Source organism: Chryseobacterium sp. 2P (assembly GCF_059579425.1).
Genome location: NZ_CM184194.1, coordinates 566,620 through 584,389, shown reverse-complemented (window position 1 = coordinate 584,389; position 17,770 = coordinate 566,620). Strand labels below are relative to the sequence as shown.

The following is a 17,770-nucleotide window of genomic DNA, read 5'->3' as shown; positions in this document are numbered from 1 at the left end:
AAGTTATACGGTATGAAATTACACAACAAAAAAATTGCTATTGTAGGCGGAGGACCGGGAGGACTTACGTTAGCAAAACTATTACAGCTTAAAGGAGCCGATGTAAAAATATATGAACGTGATGTAAATAAGAATGCGCGGGTACAGGGTTCTCCACTGGATTTACATGATGATTCCGGTTTGGCAGCAATTATTAAAGCAGGTCTGCTTGAAGAATTCAAGAACAACTTTCTTCCCAAAGCGGACAGAAAGAAAATAATGAACGAAAAAGCGGTAGTATTTTTAAGTGACCACGAAACCAAAGTAGAAGAAAATTTCGGCAATCCTTATTTTCGTCCGGAAATAGACCGTGGCGCATTGCGGAAAATTTTGCTGGAGTCTTTACAGCCCGAAACAGTTGTCTGGAACAGCCATTTTATTTCCATGGATAAGCAGAATGAAGGCTGGCTGATTCACTTCAAAAACAGAGAATCCGTTTACGCAGATATTGTTATTGCAGCAGATGGAGCAAACTCCAAAATCCGTCCTTACATTACAGATATTAAAGCTTTTTATTCGGGCATCATTATGCTTGAAGGCAATATATATGATGTAAAAAACGCAGCGCCTAAAATGGCGGAACTGCTTAATGGCGGAAAAATAATGGCCTTCGGAAATAAAAAAGATATTTTAATGGGGCAAAAAGGAAATGGTGAAGCGGGATTTTATTTAAGCTTTAAAGCAGAGGAAAACTGGGCTGCGAACAGTGGTTTAAACTTTAATGACAAATCGCAGCTCCTTGATTGGTTTAAAACTGCTTATTCTGAATGGGACAATATTTGGTACGAACTTTTCGAAAATACAGAAACCCCTTTTATTCCGCGTCCAATTTACTGTATGCCATTAGATCAGGACTGGGAAGCACAGCCCAATCTTACCATGCTTGGTGATGCAGCCCATGTAATGCCGCCATTTGCGGGTGAAGGTGTAAATATGGCAATGCGTGATGCATTGGAACTAAGCGGCTGTCTTACATCCGACAAATACCCCACTTTGCAGGAAGCAATTGCTGCCTATGAAAAAAATATGCGCGAAAGAGCCTCTGACGCAGCAAAAGAATCGCTTGAAAACGGAGAAAGAATGCACAGCCAGGAAGCTCTCGAAACAATGCTGGAGTTTTTCAGCGAACACTAAAAAAACCGAGTTTTTTTAAATGATATAAATCCGTCTCACAACCGAGCCGGATTATTTTTTATATTTATCATCTTTAGTACATAAGCAAAAAAGCACTACTCTGAATGGATAGCAGAAATGCTGCAAATAACTGAAACCAGAAATATAAAATGATTGATTTTAGTAAAGATTATATTTTAGAAAATGACAGAATTATTTTAAGACCCCTGAATGAAAATGATTTTGATCTTCTTGTTGAGTTTTCTGTTAATGAACCAGAACTCTGGAATTTTAACGCTTTGGGACCAAGCAGCCCGGAATATTTAAAAACATATATTGAAACCGCATTGAACAACAGGAAAAAAAAGGCAGATTACCCTTTCATTGTAATTGATAAAGCAGAAAATAAAGCAGTTGGAAGCACCCGTTTTTATGCCATCAATCCGGAGAATAAAACACTGGAACTCGGATATACATGGTATGGCAAAAAATATCAGAGAACATATGTTAATAAGAATTGTAAATATCTGCTTTTAGAATTTGCTTTTGAAAAGCTCGGTATGGAACGCGTTGGTTTTCGGGCTAACAGTTTAAACAAACAAAGCATTTCTGCAATGAAAAGTATTGGCTGTACAGAGGAAGGCGTTTTAAGAAACTTTTCGGCAGATGCACGCGGCAATCGAATTGATGCCATAGTTCTCAGCATTATAAAAGACGAATGGTTCAATACTGTAAGACAAAATTTAAAAGAAAAAATAAATTTGCTTTGATCTTATACAAAATTCTGTATAATAAATTTTCATTGAACTTATTTTGGGAAAAACTGAAATTGTTTACATTTAGCTTATTTAAAAACTAGCACAAAACCGTGATGAATTACAGTTTCAATAGTCATTAACATGAATGAACCTCAGCAAAACTGTAATAAATCATTAAAAAACGATCAAAAAAACATATGAGAAAATTAATGACAATCTTATTGATGGCGCTGTGTGCAATCTGTTTTGGTCAGAAAACCGTTCATTTTGCGGATTCAATCCGGAAAGCTTATCACATTCCGGAAATAAGCTACGCGGTTATCGACAGCAAATCTACACTGGAAATTGCGGCATTAGGAAAACACGCTGTTGATCTTCCGGACACGGCAACTTTAAACGACAGATTTCATATCGGTTCCAATACCAAAGCAATGACTGCATTTATCATTGCCAAATATGTTGAAAACGAAAAATTAAAATGGACGACTAAATTTTTCGATCTGTTTCCCGAATGGAAGCCGAAAAGCAAACCCGAATACGCCAATATTACCTTACAGGATCTCCTTTCTCACCAAGCAGGAATTCAGCCGTTTCAGGGAGAAGACGATCCCAAAATTCCGGATTTTAAAGGAACGCATCAGGAAAAAAGAAAGCAGTTCGGAGAATTTGTACTTACGCTGGAACCTATGAAAACAGACGAGCAGCATCCGTTTATCTATTCCAATGCAGGATATACTTTAGCGACTTTAATGGTAGAGAAAGTAACGGGCAAAAGCTGGGAACAACTGGATGATCAGGTCTTTAACAAAGATTTAAAATTAAACGTACAATTATCGTGGCCGGAAAATCAGAAGCAGAAAGACACTTGGGGACATTTTACGGAAGATGGCAAACTACAGCCTGTTCCTTCCACATTTGATTATCATCTGGATTATACAGAACCTTCGGGAGATATCAATATAAAACTGAAAGATTACATCAAATTCATTCAGCTTAATATTCAGGGACTTGAAGGAAAAAACAATTATCTGAAAGCCAAAACGTATACTTTTATTCACAAAGGAATTCCGAATTATTCGATCGGATGGTTTAATATTTACGAGAACGGAAAGGAGCTTTCTACTCATTCCGGTACAGCAGGAACGTATTACAGCCTTGTTCATATCGACAGACTAAAGCATAAAGCGTATATTATTTTAACCAACTCTTTTAATCCGGATACACAACAGGGCGTGAGACTTTTAATGAGAAAGCTGAAGGAAAACTATGGGAGTTAGAATTGATTTGCTGAACGCCACTGAAAAAAACGGAACAAATGCTTAAGAAAATCCGCAGACAGCTCACCTTATTCGTAGAACACGAAAGCGCTGCAGTAATTGAAGCTGTGAGACAAAAATTTAATCCGAAACAAAGCCAACTCATCAAAAGTCATGTTACATTGTGCAGAGAAGACGAAATTAAAGATATTGAAAGAGTATTAAAAAACATCTCCAGTCTCGCACAATCCCAAATGATCATTGATTTTGGTAAACCAATAAGGTTTGATAATGGAAAAGGAGTCTTGCTGCCTGCAAAATCTGACGATGATTTTAAGAAATTACGAAGAAATATTTTAACAGGAGTGGTTGAAAATCCCAGATTACAGGAACCTCACATTACGCTTATGCATCCCAGAAATTCAACCTGTACAGATGATATTTTTAAGAAAATAAGCTTGTTTAATTTTCCTGAAACATTAGTTTTCAAAAATATCGACCTCATAGAACAGACTGATGATCTGGAATGGAAGACGCTGCAAAGATTTCCATTGTCTTAAAATAAAATGATAGCATTAATGCAACCAATCCTACACCAGCCGGTTACGATATTGGCTTGGAGAACAGCCCAATACTTTACGAACATAACGACTAAAAAATGAGAGGCTTGAAAAATGAAGCGTATTAGCTATTTCTGAAAAATTGAGCTGAGTGTTTTGTAAAAGTATTATTAAATGCCGGGTAGTGTAATTTTCAATCCATTCAGAAGGTGTCTTACCACTGGCTTTTTTACTGATTTCAGTCAGATATTTTGGAGTAATAAATAATTTCTCTGCATAAAACTCAACTGTTCTGTTTTCCATACAATGTTGCTGGACAAGTTGCAAATATCGCTCAAACAAATTACCTTTCTGAGCTGATACATTTCTTTTTTGAATTTCAGACGAAAAAATATTCCACATATCCATTACTAAAATTTGCAATTGGTGACCGACAATTTCCATACGAAAACGATGGTAAAGATCTTGATATTTCGTCATTAACATTTTAAAGTTTGCTGAGCAAACATCAGCATCTGATTTGGAAAGCTTAACCACAGGCGTTTCTTTAGAAAAGAGATAGCCTTTTATCCCCCAGCTAATATCCGGATTATTTTTGCTCATTAGTTCAAAATAAACGGATAAGCAGGTTGCTTCAAATTTTTCATCACATTGAACTATTTCAAATTCAACATCAGGGAGTAAAATGGTCAGACTATTTTTATCAAGTTTAAATGGATTTCCATTGATTTTTATTGTGGCTTTCCCCTTAAGACAGAGAATATGAACAAAATATTTTTGAAAATTTAACCCTCTAAAATCGGATATTCTAGCAACTTTTCTAGAAATAATTTCATTATTGTTTTCCTCTAAAATCATTTTGTATTGTTTGAAAGCACAAAAATAGTAAAACCGTGTTTTGTACAAACATTACTGTCATATATAACATATAATATTTTTAAACATAACATATTTTTGCACTTATAAATTTTATTAAAATGAAAAAAGAAAGCAATGTCAATCATAGAGATTTCGGGATTAATATTCTTTAGCAACGTCGGCAATTTCCACCACATTGCTTCAAACATTATTATCTCAAAAGCAAACAAAAAATAATAAATAATGAATTTAAAAAATACTATTGGCTATATGCCAAAACGAAAATTAGGAGCACTTGAAGTCTCTGCAGTAGGGCTTGGCTGTATGAATTTAACTTGGGCTTATGGAACAGGAGTTGATAAAAATAAAGGCATTTCTCTTATTCGTAATGCTTATGAAAAAGGTATTACTTTTTTTGATACCGCAGAAGCGTATGGTCCTTTTATCGATGAAGAATATGTGGGCGAAGCATTAAAACCAGTGAGAGACAAAGTAGTGATTGCTACTAAGTTTGGTTTTGATATTAATTTTGAAACCAAACAATTCGAAGGTTTAAATAGTCGCCCTGAACACATAAGAAAAGTTGTGGATATGCAGCTAAAACGCTTAAAAACCGATTATATTGATTTACTTTACCAACACCGAGTTGACCCAAATGTACCTATTGAAGAAGTTGCAGGTTTAATGAAAGATTTAATCACAGAAGGAAAAATTATACATTATGGACTATCAGAAGCAGGATCAGAAACTATTCGCAAAGCTCATAAAATTCACCCTGTTACAGCTGTACAAAATGAGTATTCACTTTGGACAAGAGATTCCGAGCCTTTTGCATTTCCTGCCTGTATTGAATTAGGAATAGGCATTGTACCTTGGAGCCCATTGGGAATGGGTTATCTTACAGGAAAAATTAACAGTTTAACAAAATTTGTGGATGGTGATTTAAGAAATCGTTTTCCTCGTTTTACACCGGAAGCTATTAAAGCCAACCAACCTGTTGTTGATTTATTGAAAAAGATGGCTTTACAAAAAAATTCAACACCTGCAAAAATTGCTTTGGCTTGGCTGCTTGCTCAACATCCAAGCATTGTTCCTATTCCGGGAACAACCAATCTGGATCATTTAGATGAAAATATTGATGCTGTAAATGTTCATCTAACTGCCGAAGATCTGCAATTAATAAAAACAGAATTCGAAAAAATTACAATTACGGGCGACCGCACAAGCGAATCATTGAAATTAATGAGCGATGTAGAACACGAATTAAAAAAAAATAATCTAAAATAAAATGAAAAATATAATTTGGGCTTTAACCTTATTTCTAGTAACAATTAATCTAAACGCACAAAAAATGGACAATAAAAATTTAGAAAAACGTATTGCAACTATTGAAGACAAAATGGCAATCAAAAATGTAGTGGATGTCTTTTCTAACTTGGCAGATACGAAAGAAATAGACAAACAGGTATTTCTTTTTACCGAAGACGGAGTTGTGAATTCCGTCACCAATGGACAAAACAATATTCTGAAAGGACGATTGGAACTCAAGCAGGCTTTCTCGGCTTTTCTTTCAAATTTCCATACAGTATATCATCAAAATGGACAACAGACTATTGATGAATTAACTGAAAACACTGCAAAAGCAACGTCTTACTGCCGTGTAATTTTAATAGGAAAACAAGAAGGAAAGCAAATGAAAACCACACTTTACACAATTTATAAAGACGAATTTGTAAAACAAAATGGGCATTGGCTCATTAAACACCGTACTTCAAATTTTGTAGATAGTGAAACAGAAGAAGTGAAATAAGTAAATAAAAGCACTGCTAACAAGATATTGTTATAATGACGGCTGATAGAAGTAACTGAACTATGCTACTTTTGTCAGCCTTTAGTATTATTTTTAAATTTGTTTTTTTTAAAATTTCCGATATCGCAGATTTGCAATCCGTGAGAAATAATATATCATTTTAAATCCACCAGTTCTGACAGAGAAACTTCCAAAGCAGCAGCCAATTCCAGTAAAGTATAAAGTGTAGAATTTACTTTTCCGTTTTCCAATTTTTCAATTGCCTGTCGGTCTTTGTTACAGGCACAGGCAAAATCCGACTGGCTCCACCCTTTCTGTTCGCGCAGTCTTATAATCCTTTTACCCAATTCTGTTTTTAGCTGTTCTCTGGTCATAATCCGCGACATCGTGTAAAAACGTTATTCTATTAGCTAAAAACGTCTACCCTACTTCAAAATCAAACAATTCTTTCGGATGTACTTCTAAGCCTTTCGCTAATTCCTGTATGGTAGAAATTCTAACATCAACTTCTCCTTTTTCAATTTTGCTAATATTACTATGGTCGACATCGCATTTTTGAGCTAATTCCCGATAGCTTAATCCTAATTCTTTTCTAAATTTTTCAATTCTTTTCCCAAAAGTTATCCGAAATTCAATTCTATCCATTCCATTGTAAATGTTAACGTTGTGATTTAGAAAGTTTCCAACTGTTCTCAGAATTTACTCATCAATTTTATATTTTTCTATATCAAAGTCAAAATCGAATAATTCTTTTGGCGGAATTTTAAAGGCTGAAGCCATTTTAAGAATAGTTTCAATGGTTGGATTTCCTTTACCGTTTTCAAACTTATTATAATTACTGGAATCGAAAACGGAATTTTCAGCAACAGCGTCCATAGAATTGTATTTCTCCTTCCTAATCTCCTTGAGATGTTCAGAAAAACTCTTCATATACAATTTTAAAACGTCTTTGCTATCCATTATTTTTAGAATTAACAGCAATTTTGAAATTTAATGCTGTTGTTAAGATTTTCTCTTTATTTCGATTTCTCTTACAAACTCATATTTATCCTCTAAAATTGGCTGTTCAGGCCAAAAGTCTTTGGGAGAGCAACCCAAAGCTTTTGATATTAAGTTTAAACTTTTAATATTATATTTAGCGGTTTTGGAGTGTGCTTCAATGTCTGAAATATAACTCGTACTCTTGCCGATAGCCAAAGAAAGAGAAGTTTGACTAATTCCTCGTTGTTCTCTTATTTCTTTCACCTTTGAAATTATATATCGTTCTATTTCGTCTAAAGAATCATGCATAAATGTTGACGTAGTTATTCAGAAAGTTTCCAACTTTTTTTAATCAAAATTAATATCTAATAAATCTTTAGGCGATACATTCAGACCTTTCGCCAGATCAATTAATGTGGTAAATGCAAAGTTTCTTTTTCCATTTTCTATATCACTTATTGTAGCCTTAGTAATTTTGGAGCTGTTAAGAACAACATCATCTTGGGTAAGTCCAGATTTGAGCCTTAAATTTTTAACGTGTTCTCCAAATTTTCTTAGTATCTCATCTTGTAAAACGTCCATTTGTAAGCAGTTTACACAAAGGGCGTAATTTTTTTTATAAATTTTATTACAAGAACTTGTAACAAATAGTAAATTTCGTATATTTGAAAAAGATTATTATTCAGAATGCTAAAAAGATTCTGATATAGAGTCGCCAAAATTAATAAACAAATAATTGCTTATTTAGAGATAAAAAACACAATTTATCATATACCCTTGGTTTGTATAGGCAGGAAGTTCAGGTATTTTTACAGCTTCCTCCTGTACAGCCAGAAAAATATAAAAACAAATAACCAAAAACCAAATTTATCAGATAACAAAAACACCATGATGAATTCAAGAAAACTTAAAATCCATTCAAGATTTCAGAAAAGCAGCAACCAACTCATTATCGTTCCGGAAATAATACTCAGAGGAAAATGGCTTGATGAACTGGGTTTCGGAAAAGGAAAAACTATACACATCCAGCAAAAGAAAAAGAAGCTCACCATTACTGTTGCGAAATAGTATAATCTGAAAAATGCATTTCGTTTCCCGCAGACTGCGCGAGATTTCCTGCGTTTGCAGGCAATGTAAAACAACCCTGTTTGTAAACTCCTGCAACTGCATTTGCTTTCCCGCAAGTTGCGCAAGATCTCCGGAGTACTCCGGAAATCTAAAACAACCTTGTTTGTAATCTCCTGCAACCGTATTTACTTTCCCGCAAGTTGCGCAAGACTTCCGGAGTACTCCGGAAGTTTAAAACAACCCTGTTTGTAATCTCCTGCGACCGTATTTGGTTTCCCGCAAGTTGCGCAAGACTTCCGGAGTACTCCGGAAATGTAAAACAACCTTGTTTGTAATCTCCTGCGACCGTATTTGGTTTCCCGCAAGTTGCGCAAGACCTCCGGAGTACTCCGGAAATCTAAAACAACCTTGTTTGGAACTAGCGGAGATGACGATAGCGCGGATTGTGACATAGGTTGTCTTTATTCTTACAAGAAAGAAAATAAAAGTTTGTAAGTTTAAAATCTATATCGTAATATTGCAATATAAAATTAAAGAAAAAAAATGGGAGCAACTAAAACAGACCATTTTACAGACCAACAAAATACTGTTGCAACACTTTTAAAAGCGTTGGGGCATCCTGCAAGGGTGGCAATTATAGAATATTTAGTGAAAGTTGATACTTGTATTTGTGGTGATATTGTAAACGAACTGCCACTTGCACAGCCTACTGTTTCACAACACCTGAAAGAACTCAAAAATGCAGGACTGATAAAAGGCAGTATTGAGGGAAATTCAATCTGTTATTGCATTGAAGAAGAAGCTATCGAGAAGCTGCAAAATTATTTCACCAACATTTCAATAAAACTTTCTAACAAGAAAAACAACTGCTGTTGAACTAAAAACAAATAAAAATGAAATTATCACAAGTAAAAGCACTTTTGCCTACATTAGACAATGTTACGTTTAAATTGGAAAACGGAACTTTCGTTCCTGAACATTTTCACGTTACCGAAATCGGAATGGTTACTAAAAACTTCATCGATTGCGGCGGAACAATACGCCAAGAAAAAATGGTAAACTTTCAGTTGTGGAATGCAAACGACCTCGAACATCGTTTGAAACCCATAAAGCTTTTAAACATCATCGAGCTTTCGGAAAAGCAATTGAACATTGAAGATACTGAAATTGAAGTTGAATATCAAAGCAATACAATCGGAAAATACGGGCTGGCTTTTGACGGGGTAAATTTTATTTTGCAAAACAAAACAACGGCTTGTCTGGCAAATGACAAATGCGGTATTCCGCAGGAAAAACAAAAAGTAAATTTATCTGACCTCACAATGCAATCCGCTTGCTGTACCGTTTCATCGGAAAACGTTAAAAATAATTGCGGCTGTAACGCCAATGTTGATGAAACTGTAAGTTCCGACAAAAATGTTTGCTGCTGATGAAATCTTTTTTCATAAAACACAAAAAACCAATTATTATAACAACTTCGGTTATTGTGCTACAGCTCATATTCGGTTTTGATCCGAAATTTTTCATCATAAACATCATTTGGTTATTTGTATGACAAACAGAAAGAAAATTCTGGTGCTTTGCACGGGCAATAGCTGCAGAAGCCAAATTGCAGAAGGATATCTGAGGTATTTTGCAAATAATGAAGCAGATATTTACAGTGCGGGGGTTGAAACACACGGGGTGAACCCCAAAGCCGTTGCCACAATGCAGGAAGATAACATTGATATTTCAAAACACACTTCAAACAACATTAAAGAATATTCCGACATTGAGTTTGATTTTGTAATTACAGTTTGTGACAACGCAAAAGAACGTTGTCCCTATTTTCCGAGCAAGGCAAAAAAATTTCATCAAAACTTTCCAGATCCGGCAAAGGTTACCGGAAAAGAAGAAGCAATTAAAGAGGAGTTTAGAAAAGTAAGACAACAAATAAAAGACTATTGCCAACAGTTTATCGCAGACAATTTATAGCCAGGTTTCGCGATTTTACAATATGGAAATTAAAGTTACAGATTGCAAATCTGCGACATCGGGAGAAAATATTTTAAATGAAAGAATGAAAAAAATATATTTAATATTTTTATTGCTTTTTTTATCTAATTTTAAATGTCAAGACATTAATAGAGTTAAAATTAGAGATTCTTTAGCAACAGCTGTATATGATAATAAAATGAAATTGAGTAATGAGTTAATTACAAATTTTAAAAATTTAGACTATTCAAAACTCAATAAGAAAATCATTAAAGATATAGGGTTTAAAAATTTAAAAAGTAAAAATATAATTTTCTATTATAATGGCTATTGTGATCATTATATCGATGACGACCTATTCTCCATTCATTTTTGTGCTTACAAGACCATATGTCCCGCATATAACCAAACTCATTTTTGGACAGAGAAAACAATAAAATACATTGTGAGCAAATACAATGTTAATTTGATTCCTTATTTGGGTTACGTGGATAGTTTTATTACTGACGATAAACCTTACCAGACTTTTGAAGAAAAAATTAAACCGTATTATTATGATAATTCTAAAGATATAATACTAACAGCAAAGAAAGAATCTAAAGGATTGTTTATTGAAAAATATAAAAACCCGAATGGAAGTAAAACTGAAGATATCTTACCATTTTATTACTTTTCTAACAAAGGAGAAAAAAGTGAGTTAATTTTAAGAAAAATTCAGGGGAAAGCAGAAAATTATCAATCCATATTTATTTCTTTTGAAAATATAAAAGATAAAATTGTTATTGTTAGATTCAAGTATAATCAAGACGAATCAGGAGAATTTCAAGATAGTAAATATAAAGTCTATCAATATAAAAATAAAAAATGGAAAGAAATTCCCCCCAGAGAAGAGTATAAATCAACTTATTAAACTCGATAGCGCGGATTTGCAATCCGTGATTTACAATATGAAAATTACAAATCCGTGACATCGCGAGAATTACACTGATTTTGTGAAGTTTTTTTACAAATAATCTAAAGGACTTTTGACTTTACTTTTGGAAATATCTGTAATATGGGTGTAAATTTCTGTGGTTTTAATATCATTATGCCCTAAAAGTTCTTTAATTATTCTGATATCTGTACCGTTTTCCAAAAGATGCATTGCGTAAGAATGGCGCAGTGTATGAACAGTTGCGGGAGAACTGATGTTTGCCTTTTTCAATGAGTTTTTAAATACCTGCTGCACACTTCTTTTTGAGTATTGTTCTGTATTTTGACCTTCAAACAAATACGTTTTCGGCTGATAGATTTTAAAATAAACTCTCAATAATTCGAGCAATTTGGGAGAGAGGTTTACGAATCTGTCCTTCTTCCCTTTTCCCTGTCTGATTAAAAGAACAGATTCCTGAGATTTTATATCCGATATTTTCAGTTCCAGAACTTCACTTAATCTCAGACCACACGAATAGATTGTAGTAAGGAGAGCTTTATGCTTTATATTCTCGGTACATTCAAGGATCTTTTTTACTTCGTTGCGGGTAAGAAATTTAGGCAACTTTGTTTCTCTTCTTTTAGGATACAGATGTTTAAGATTGATATCCTTACCAAATAATAATTTGTAAAATTTAGCAATACTCGAAAGAATAATGCTTTGATGCGATGCAGAAATATGATGTTTATTAATTTTCCAAAAGATAAATTTTTCAACATCTTCTAAAGAAATATCAAGCGGATCTGTATACTTTTGAGAAGCCATACTCAAAAAATTCTGAAGAGCACTTGAATAGTTTTTTACAGACGATGAACTGTATCTTTGAATAATTAATTTCTCTTTGTAAGAATTTACAAGCGAAATAATTTCCATGGTTAAGTTTTCATCAAATATATAAAACTTCACCCATACAAAAAAAATAAAACCTCAGAAAAATACACTTTACAAGCTTTTAAATCAGCAATTTAACCAATATTATTGTATTGATTATAAAATGAATGGACGCATGTTATAAATCTTGTATTTGCGCAATGCGTAAATTTAAATGTCAGCGATTATACTAAGACAAACATTAAAATAAAACAATATGGAAAACTCATTAATCTTTCAAAATTCACCACAAGTAACAATAGCAACTAACAAGTTTATAAATGTTCCTGTTATTTTAAAATACGAAGACACCAATATGATTGAAGTTATTAAGGAAGAAGGTATTGGATTTACAACACAAATTCCAATATACCATCAAGACGGGACTTATTTAGCTAAAGTAAAAGGAACTAGAATGTACTTAACCAAAGACGGTGAAAAAGCAGGTTTAAAAATTGAAAAGCATCACAATTTGTGGGTATGTACAATGGACAAACAAATCTTGTTTGAGATACAACAACAAACAGGTGATGCTTTTAAAACGAATGCGGAACTCTATACACCTGATGGCTATTTCGTAAAATGTTCAGCTTCACCATCTCCAAACCTTATTGACACGACTGGAAATGAATTGAAAATTGGAGGAATATTTATGTCTGGAAATACATTTTTGGGTTGCCAAATTGGGATTTGGCTTAAAAAGAATGGTTCATGCCTAATTGGCGTGAATGGCTAATCACTTCACTTGACAAAAAATTACGACGCTTAGGTAATATGGTGACTGACGTACTTCTGAGAAAAATTTGAGCAGAGCTCAATCTCAGTAGTTCTATTAAACTTTACTACAAAAAAATTCTCCACCTTCGTAAAGTCACCGAAACGTTATGCTCAATGCTTAAGAATAAGAACACCAAAAAAAATCAGATAATTATGTCAAACATCAAAATAACGCTTATTGCCACCCTGTTGACATTGACTGGGATGGTATATGGACAAGACAACCCGATAGCGCGGATTTGCAATCCGTGATTTTAATTTCCATATTGTAAAAGCATGGATTATAAATCCGCGACATCGGGATTATTTATCCAATTCGGAATAATACTCTTCAAAATCAAAAACAATATCAAATAATTCTTTTGGATGTATTCTTAATCCGGTAGCAATTTCAATGAAAGTACTGAGCTGACAATCGATTTTGTTATTGGCAACATCACTAATTCTTGCCGCTGTAACATTGCACTTTTCAGAAATCTTAGAATATGGAATCTCTCCTTTTATTTCTTTTATTTTTTCTGAAACCAGTTTTTTGATTTCATCGGTCTTAAATTCATTCATAACTGCACTCTTTTGTGCAAATTGAAATTATTAGTATAAATTACCATTACTGAATTCGGTAATACAAAAGTATTTTTATTACATTTGCCGAACAATTAATTGATTAGAAGAAGTTTATTACGTTTGATGAAATATAAAATCATTAAATGCCGTAATAAATTGCTTATTTAGAGATAAAACACAATTTATCATATACCCTTGGTTTGTATAGGCAGGAAGTTCAGGTATTTTTACAGCTTCCTCCTGTACAGCCAGAAAAATGTAAAAACAAATAACCAAAAACAAATTTATCAGATAACAAAAACACCATGATGAATTCAAGAAAACTTAAAATCCATTCAAGATTTCAGAAAAGCAGCAACAAACGCATCATCGTTCCGGAAATAAGGCTCAGAGGAAAATGGCTTGATGAACTGGGTGTCGGAAAAGGAAAAACTATACACATCCAGCAAAAGAAAAAGAAACTCACCATTACTGTTGCGAACTAGCAAAATCTGAAAAATGCATTTCGTTTCCCGCAGACTGCGCGAGACTTCCTGCGTTTGCAGGAAATGTAAAACAGCCCTGTTTGTAAACTCCTGCAACTGCATTTGATTTCCCGCAGATTGTGCAAGACCTCCGGAGTACTCCGGAAGTTTAAAACAACCTTGTTTGTAATCTCCTGCGACCGTGTTTGGTTTCCCGCAAGTTGCGCAAGATCTCCGGAGTACTCCGGAAGTTTAAAACAACCTTGTTTGTAATCTCCTGCGACCGTGTTTGGTTTCCCGCAAGTTGCGCAAGACCTCCGGAGTACTCCGGAAATCTAAAACAACCTTGTTTGGAACTAACGGAGATGACGATAGCGCGGATTTGTAATCCTTGATTTTACAATATGGAAATTAAAGTCACGGACTGCAAATCTGCTATATCGGTGAATATTCAGCAGAAGAAAAACAAGATCATCATTACGGTGGATGAATTATCAATAAAATTCAATTTGAAAAACTGTAATCTTTATACTTTTTGGAGCTAACTTTTGCTTTTTGAAAATTAAAATTCTTATATTTGGCTCCTTATATTAAAAAACTAAATACGGATGAAAATCGAATTAGAAACCCTACTTTCATTTGAACATGAAAAATTTCCCAAAATTCTGGACATAGATATTGATGAAAATTCCTCCTCCATTGGCGAACTCATTTCAAAAATTCACGAACTTTTACACATTCCTACTAATTTTGAACTAAAGTGGGAGCATCTGACAGAGAAAATATCGTGTACATATTATTTCATTGAAAAAAAAGAATTTAACGAGTACACTATGATTACGGATCTGGAAGAAAAGATTTCTGGTTTCCCTAAACACGGGCAGGACGGAGCATTACATTTATTTATAGATGGAAGCACAAAACTTGTTAATTAATTACAGATGGAGAGAAGACCTTCTCAATGATCAGGAAATCAAGAAAAATTTACAGCAAGGAAGAAATTTAGTTATAATAAAAGACTTTCCGTTAGATGATGAAGAACTGGAAACATTCATCAGCAGATTGGGAATTGCCATAAATGAAAGACGAAATAATAATGGTAAAGCGGTTTTTGATGTAAAAATAGCCCGTCTTAATAATTTCTTCACATCCATTGCAAATTCTAACTTAGAATTTCCTTTACATACAGATTGTGCCGATTTTGATGTAATTCCGAACGTTATAGGTTTGCTGTGTGCAGAACCTGCAGATCATAATGAAGGCACCAGTAAGTTTATGTTTCTTCATACGTTACTGGATCATTTACCGCAAGATGAAGTACAGAAACTTTCAGAAAAAAAATGGAAATTCAGAAATCGGCAGAGAAGTATTTTGCAAATAGAAAATGGAAGGTATACAATCTGTTATGACAGAATTACTATGGAATCCTTTTCGAAATTAAATCCTGACGAAATTGAAGAATTAAATAAACTGGATGCACTTTTCAAACGTTTTTCCTTTAGCATTAAACTGGAAAAAGGTGATTTAATCTTATTCAGAAATGATCTGTTGCTACATGGAAGAGAGAAAATTAACATCAACTCCCAAAGACTGCTGAAAAGAATCAGATTCTCAATTGCTAATTTTTCCTAAAGAAAATTTTGCTTCCACAATCTTTTAAAAAACTAATAAAATTACAGATCCATGAGTTTTTATTTCACTATCCAATCAGAAAAAGAAATCACGTATAGACAATTAATCAACGAGTTACCTCTTGAAAATATAGAATTTGGTCACTTAGAAGACATTGATGATTATATTGGGGAAAATAATTACAAAGCTTTTATTAAAAACAAATCTACACGCGGCGTAAATTTAAGCCATCGCGAACAAAACTATTCCGTAAGCCTGAATGTAATTGCCAGTGAAACCGATTTTGAAATTGCATTACTTATTGTTGAAGCCCTTTCCAAACTTACAGAGGCTGAAATATTACCAGAAGACAGAGAAACTCCTATTGACATAGTTACCTTTAGAAACCATTATGATAAGAACTGGATAGAAGAAGAAAAATATCTGGGAGTAAGTATTTTCTTAGACAAAATCGGTAATGATGGAGATACGTTAGAAATAGCATGCTGTTATATGAGTTATCTGGTTGGTCCCGATATTCATAAAAAGCTGGATGCAGGTTCCGAGAAATCTTATTACGAAGGGTTAGTAAGCTATATCAGCAGCACACAATTTTGGGACAGAGAAAAATACCACATTCCAAGTATTATAAGATTTACAGATAAAGATACGGGTGAAGATAAGGAGCTTGTTCTTTTATACCAAAATGGAAATCAGTTTTTAAGCAAAGCAGATGAAGTAGTTTTATCAGACGGAGAATCCAGAATTAAAATTCCGTATGATAAAATAAAATTACTGGCAACTGAAAAATTTCATTTAGTAGATGAGAAACAATATGTGGTGGATGAATTAACGGATGAAGAGTATAAAAGTATTTATCTGAAGGCAGTGGAAATTTCTTCTGTAAATAAGGCTGAAAATACAACAAAACCAGAATCTGAAATCAGAACTCCAAAGAAATGGTGGGAATTTTGGAAGTAATAACGGGTTGAAATGAAACATTTGTGAAAATTGCTTTATATTTTTAGTAAAACAAAAAAACAGGACTATGAATTTCAGACAAATTTTATCAAAACCAGAAAAGAAAATAAAAGTAATTTTAACGTATAGGATTGACGAATCTGATATAAGAAATTCTGAATTTGCACATTTTAAAATTGTGGATTTTTCCGACGTTCTTCAAAAAAATAATTATGATCCTTTAAAAGATTCAGAGCTGAATAAACTTGAATACCTTTCTAAAATGATTATCAGCTCGGAAGATAATATTGTAATTTACAACACAAGATCGAATCTGGAAGATTTTGATACCTTGTCTGAAATGTTAAAGCCGTACGAATTAATCATCGACAATATTTTAGTACCCAACGAATCCAAAAGAAAACAACAACTTATTGATGGACAGAAAGCGTATAGAGAGCACAATCGCTGGCTGAATTTTTACCCCGGAGAAATTGAAGAAAATCATAAGTACTTTGAACAGAGAATTAACACCTTAAAAGAAAAGTATAGAAATACTGAAACAAAAATATCAGAGATCTAAATCCTGATAACCCGATGTCGCGGATTTGAAATCCGCGACATCGGGTGAAATAATATATCATTTTAAATCCACCAGTTCAGACAAAGAAACTTCCAAAGCAATAGCCAATTCCAGCAAAGTATAAAGTGTAGGATTTACTTTTCCGTTTTCCAATTTTTCAATTGCCTGTCGGTCTTTATTACAGGCACGGGCAAAATCCGACTGGCTCCAACCCTTTTGTTCGCGAAGTCTAATAATTCTTTTACCCAATTCTGTCTTTAGCTGTTCTCTGGTCATAATTCAAATGTCAGCTAATTCGCTTACAAAATTGTCATACAAAAAGTTGACAAATTGATTTTTTTTATATTTTTGTCATATAAAAATACGACAATGATGAATTCAAGAAAACTTAAAATACACTCAAGATTTCAGAAAAGCAGCAACCGACTGATCATCGTTCCGGAAATCCGCCTCAGAGGAAAATGGCTTGATGAACTGGGCTTCGGAAAAGGAAAAATGGTGAATATTCAGCAAAAGAAAAATAAACTGATTATTACGGTGGATAATTGAGC

Annotated in this window: 28 protein-coding genes; 19 read left to right on the top strand and 9 right to left on the bottom strand. The window is 33.6% G+C overall.

Going from position 1 to position 17,770, the window contains the following annotated elements; genetic code table 11:
* The first annotated feature begins 12 nt into the window (after positions 1-12).
* The 4 genes from AC52CF_RS02525 to AC52CF_RS02510 all read left to right on the top strand — a co-directional run bounded on the left by AC52CF_RS02525 (position 13) and on the right by AC52CF_RS02510 (position 3,726).
* On the top strand, positions 13-1,173 hold the full coding sequence (locus tag AC52CF_RS02525; RefSeq protein ID WP_496517800.1) for an FAD-dependent oxidoreductase: 1,161 nt from the start codon (positions 13-15) through the stop codon (positions 1,171-1,173).
* A 149-nt stretch (positions 1,174-1,322) separates the two neighbouring features.
* Positions 1,323-1,922, top strand: coding sequence for a GNAT family N-acetyltransferase (locus AC52CF_RS02520; protein ID WP_496517799.1), 600 nt, complete (start codon positions 1,323-1,325; stop codon positions 1,920-1,922).
* Positions 1,923-2,107: 185 nt separating this feature from the next.
* Positions 2,108-3,187 carry a serine hydrolase domain-containing protein gene (locus AC52CF_RS02515; RefSeq protein ID WP_496517798.1) on the top strand — a complete coding sequence of 360 codons (1,080 nt, stop codon included), beginning with the start codon at positions 2,108-2,110 and terminating at the stop codon, positions 3,185-3,187.
* Positions 3,188-3,225: 38 nt separating this feature from the next.
* On the top strand, positions 3,226-3,726 hold the full coding sequence (locus AC52CF_RS02510) for a 2'-5' RNA ligase family protein (RefSeq protein WP_496517797.1): 501 nt from the start codon (positions 3,226-3,228) through the stop codon (positions 3,724-3,726).
* A 30-nt stretch (positions 3,727-3,756) separates the two neighbouring features.
* Here the strand turns inward: AC52CF_RS02510 and AC52CF_RS02505 are convergent, their stop codons facing one another.
* Positions 3,757-4,584 carry a helix-turn-helix domain-containing protein gene (locus AC52CF_RS02505; protein WP_496517796.1) on the bottom strand — a complete coding sequence of 276 codons (828 nt, stop codon included), beginning with the start codon at positions 4,582-4,584 and terminating at the stop codon, positions 3,757-3,759.
* A gap of 243 nt (positions 4,585-4,827) precedes the next feature.
* On the opposite strand from AC52CF_RS02505, the gene AC52CF_RS02500 reads away from it, so the two are divergent.
* Together AC52CF_RS02500 and AC52CF_RS02495 are read left to right on the top strand one after the other, a co-directional pair.
* Positions 4,828-5,871 (top strand): aldo/keto reductase, encoded by a 1,044-nt coding sequence (locus tag AC52CF_RS02500; RefSeq protein WP_496517795.1) that lies wholly within the window; start codon positions 4,828-4,830, stop codon positions 5,869-5,871.
* A 64-nt stretch (positions 5,872-5,935) separates the two neighbouring features.
* Entirely contained in the window at positions 5,936-6,394 is a 459-nt protein-coding gene (locus AC52CF_RS02495; RefSeq protein ID WP_496517794.1) for a nuclear transport factor 2 family protein, read from the top strand.
* Between the two features lie 155 nt (positions 6,395-6,549).
* Here AC52CF_RS02495 and AC52CF_RS02490 read toward each other — a convergent pair whose 3' ends face one another.
* The 5 genes from AC52CF_RS02490 to AC52CF_RS02470 are packed head-to-tail and all read right to left on the bottom strand — an operon-like array spanning position 6,550 to position 7,957.
* A complete protein-coding gene (locus AC52CF_RS02490; protein WP_496517793.1) occupies positions 6,550-6,768 on the bottom strand; it encodes a helix-turn-helix domain-containing protein in 219 nt (72 codons plus the stop codon).
* A gap of 46 nt (positions 6,769-6,814) precedes the next feature.
* Entirely contained in the window at positions 6,815-7,039 is a 225-nt protein-coding gene (locus tag AC52CF_RS02485) for a helix-turn-helix domain-containing protein (RefSeq protein ID WP_496517792.1), read from the bottom strand.
* Between the two features lie 54 nt (positions 7,040-7,093).
* Positions 7,094-7,354, bottom strand: coding sequence for a helix-turn-helix domain-containing protein (locus AC52CF_RS02480; RefSeq protein WP_336688519.1), 261 nt, complete (start codon positions 7,352-7,354; stop codon positions 7,094-7,096).
* A 42-nt stretch (positions 7,355-7,396) separates the two neighbouring features.
* Complete coding sequence (locus AC52CF_RS02475) at positions 7,397-7,684, bottom strand: helix-turn-helix domain-containing protein (protein WP_336688518.1); 288 nt, start codon at positions 7,682-7,684, stop codon at positions 7,397-7,399.
* A gap of 39 nt (positions 7,685-7,723) precedes the next feature.
* Positions 7,724-7,957: a helix-turn-helix domain-containing protein gene (locus tag AC52CF_RS02470; RefSeq protein ID WP_496517791.1), complete on the bottom strand. Its 234-nt coding sequence runs from the start codon at positions 7,955-7,957 to the stop codon at positions 7,724-7,726.
* 306 nt (positions 7,958-8,263) lie between these two features.
* On the opposite strand from AC52CF_RS02470, the gene AC52CF_RS02465 reads away from it, so the two are divergent.
* The 5 genes from AC52CF_RS02465 (at position 8,264) to AC52CF_RS02445 (ending at position 11,327) form a co-directional block, all read left to right on the top strand.
* Entirely contained in the window at positions 8,264-8,443 is a 180-nt protein-coding gene (locus AC52CF_RS02465) for a SymE family type I addiction module toxin (protein WP_336731782.1), read from the top strand.
* A 543-nt stretch (positions 8,444-8,986) separates the two neighbouring features.
* Positions 8,987-9,319 carry an ArsR/SmtB family transcription factor gene (locus tag AC52CF_RS02460; RefSeq protein WP_496517790.1) on the top strand — a complete coding sequence of 111 codons (333 nt, stop codon included), beginning with the start codon at positions 8,987-8,989 and terminating at the stop codon, positions 9,317-9,319.
* Positions 9,320-9,336: 17 nt separating this feature from the next.
* Complete coding sequence (locus AC52CF_RS02455; RefSeq protein WP_496517789.1) at positions 9,337-9,873, top strand: DUF6428 family protein; 537 nt, start codon at positions 9,337-9,339, stop codon at positions 9,871-9,873.
* Positions 9,874-9,994: 121 nt separating this feature from the next.
* Positions 9,995-10,417, top strand: coding sequence for an arsenate reductase ArsC (locus AC52CF_RS02450; protein WP_496517788.1), 423 nt, complete (start codon positions 9,995-9,997; stop codon positions 10,415-10,417).
* Positions 10,418-10,439: 22 nt separating this feature from the next.
* Positions 10,440-11,327, top strand: a complete 888-nt coding sequence (locus tag AC52CF_RS02445; RefSeq protein ID WP_496517787.1) for a hypothetical protein — start codon at positions 10,440-10,442, stop codon at positions 11,325-11,327.
* Between the two features lie 93 nt (positions 11,328-11,420).
* On the opposite strand, the gene AC52CF_RS02440 is transcribed toward AC52CF_RS02445, so the two are convergent.
* Positions 11,421-12,263 carry a phage lytic cycle repressor MrpR family protein gene (locus AC52CF_RS02440; protein WP_214590934.1) on the bottom strand — a complete coding sequence of 281 codons (843 nt, stop codon included), beginning with the start codon at positions 12,261-12,263 and terminating at the stop codon, positions 11,421-11,423.
* A gap of 214 nt (positions 12,264-12,477) precedes the next feature.
* Between AC52CF_RS02440 and AC52CF_RS02435 the strand changes: the two genes are divergently transcribed.
* Positions 12,478-12,996: a hypothetical protein gene (locus AC52CF_RS02435; RefSeq protein ID WP_214590935.1), complete on the top strand. Its 519-nt coding sequence runs from the start codon at positions 12,478-12,480 to the stop codon at positions 12,994-12,996.
* Between the two features lie 344 nt (positions 12,997-13,340).
* Here the strand turns inward: AC52CF_RS02435 and AC52CF_RS02430 are convergent, their stop codons facing one another.
* Positions 13,341-13,598, bottom strand: coding sequence for a hypothetical protein (locus AC52CF_RS02430; protein ID WP_214590936.1), 258 nt, complete (start codon positions 13,596-13,598; stop codon positions 13,341-13,343).
* Between the two features lie 308 nt (positions 13,599-13,906).
* Here AC52CF_RS02430 and AC52CF_RS02425 point away from each other — a divergent pair, with 308 nt between their 5' ends.
* The 6 genes from AC52CF_RS02425 to AC52CF_RS02400 all read left to right on the top strand — a co-directional run bounded on the left by AC52CF_RS02425 (position 13,907) and on the right by AC52CF_RS02400 (position 17,219).
* Entirely contained in the window at positions 13,907-14,086 is a 180-nt protein-coding gene (locus tag AC52CF_RS02425; protein ID WP_214590937.1) for a SymE family type I addiction module toxin, read from the top strand.
* Between the two features lie 383 nt (positions 14,087-14,469).
* Positions 14,470-14,610, top strand: a complete 141-nt coding sequence (locus AC52CF_RS02420) for a hypothetical protein (protein WP_214590938.1) — start codon at positions 14,470-14,472, stop codon at positions 14,608-14,610.
* A 63-nt stretch (positions 14,611-14,673) separates the two neighbouring features.
* A complete protein-coding gene (locus AC52CF_RS02415) occupies positions 14,674-15,000 on the top strand; it encodes a hypothetical protein (RefSeq protein WP_214590939.1) in 327 nt (108 codons plus the stop codon).
* Positions 14,975-15,697: a TauD/TfdA family dioxygenase gene (locus AC52CF_RS02410; RefSeq protein ID WP_214590940.1), complete on the top strand. Its 723-nt coding sequence runs from the start codon at positions 14,975-14,977 to the stop codon at positions 15,695-15,697. The genes AC52CF_RS02415 and AC52CF_RS02410 overlap by 26 nt, the downstream gene beginning before the upstream one ends.
* A gap of 51 nt (positions 15,698-15,748) precedes the next feature.
* Positions 15,749-16,657: a DUF4299 family protein gene (locus AC52CF_RS02405; protein ID WP_290263498.1), complete on the top strand. Its 909-nt coding sequence runs from the start codon at positions 15,749-15,751 to the stop codon at positions 16,655-16,657.
* Between the two features lie 67 nt (positions 16,658-16,724).
* Positions 16,725-17,219, top strand: coding sequence for a hypothetical protein (locus AC52CF_RS02400; protein ID WP_214590942.1), 495 nt, complete (start codon positions 16,725-16,727; stop codon positions 17,217-17,219).
* A 57-nt stretch (positions 17,220-17,276) separates the two neighbouring features.
* Here the strand turns inward: AC52CF_RS02400 and AC52CF_RS02395 are convergent, their stop codons facing one another.
* Positions 17,277-17,495 carry a helix-turn-helix domain-containing protein gene (locus AC52CF_RS02395; RefSeq protein WP_076390764.1) on the bottom strand — a complete coding sequence of 73 codons (219 nt, stop codon included), beginning with the start codon at positions 17,493-17,495 and terminating at the stop codon, positions 17,277-17,279.
* 93 nt (positions 17,496-17,588) lie between these two features.
* Between AC52CF_RS02395 and AC52CF_RS02390 the strand changes: the two genes are divergently transcribed.
* A complete protein-coding gene (locus AC52CF_RS02390; RefSeq protein ID WP_214590943.1) occupies positions 17,589-17,768 on the top strand; it encodes a SymE family type I addiction module toxin in 180 nt (59 codons plus the stop codon).
* The last annotated feature ends 2 nt before the right edge of the window (positions 17,769-17,770 follow it).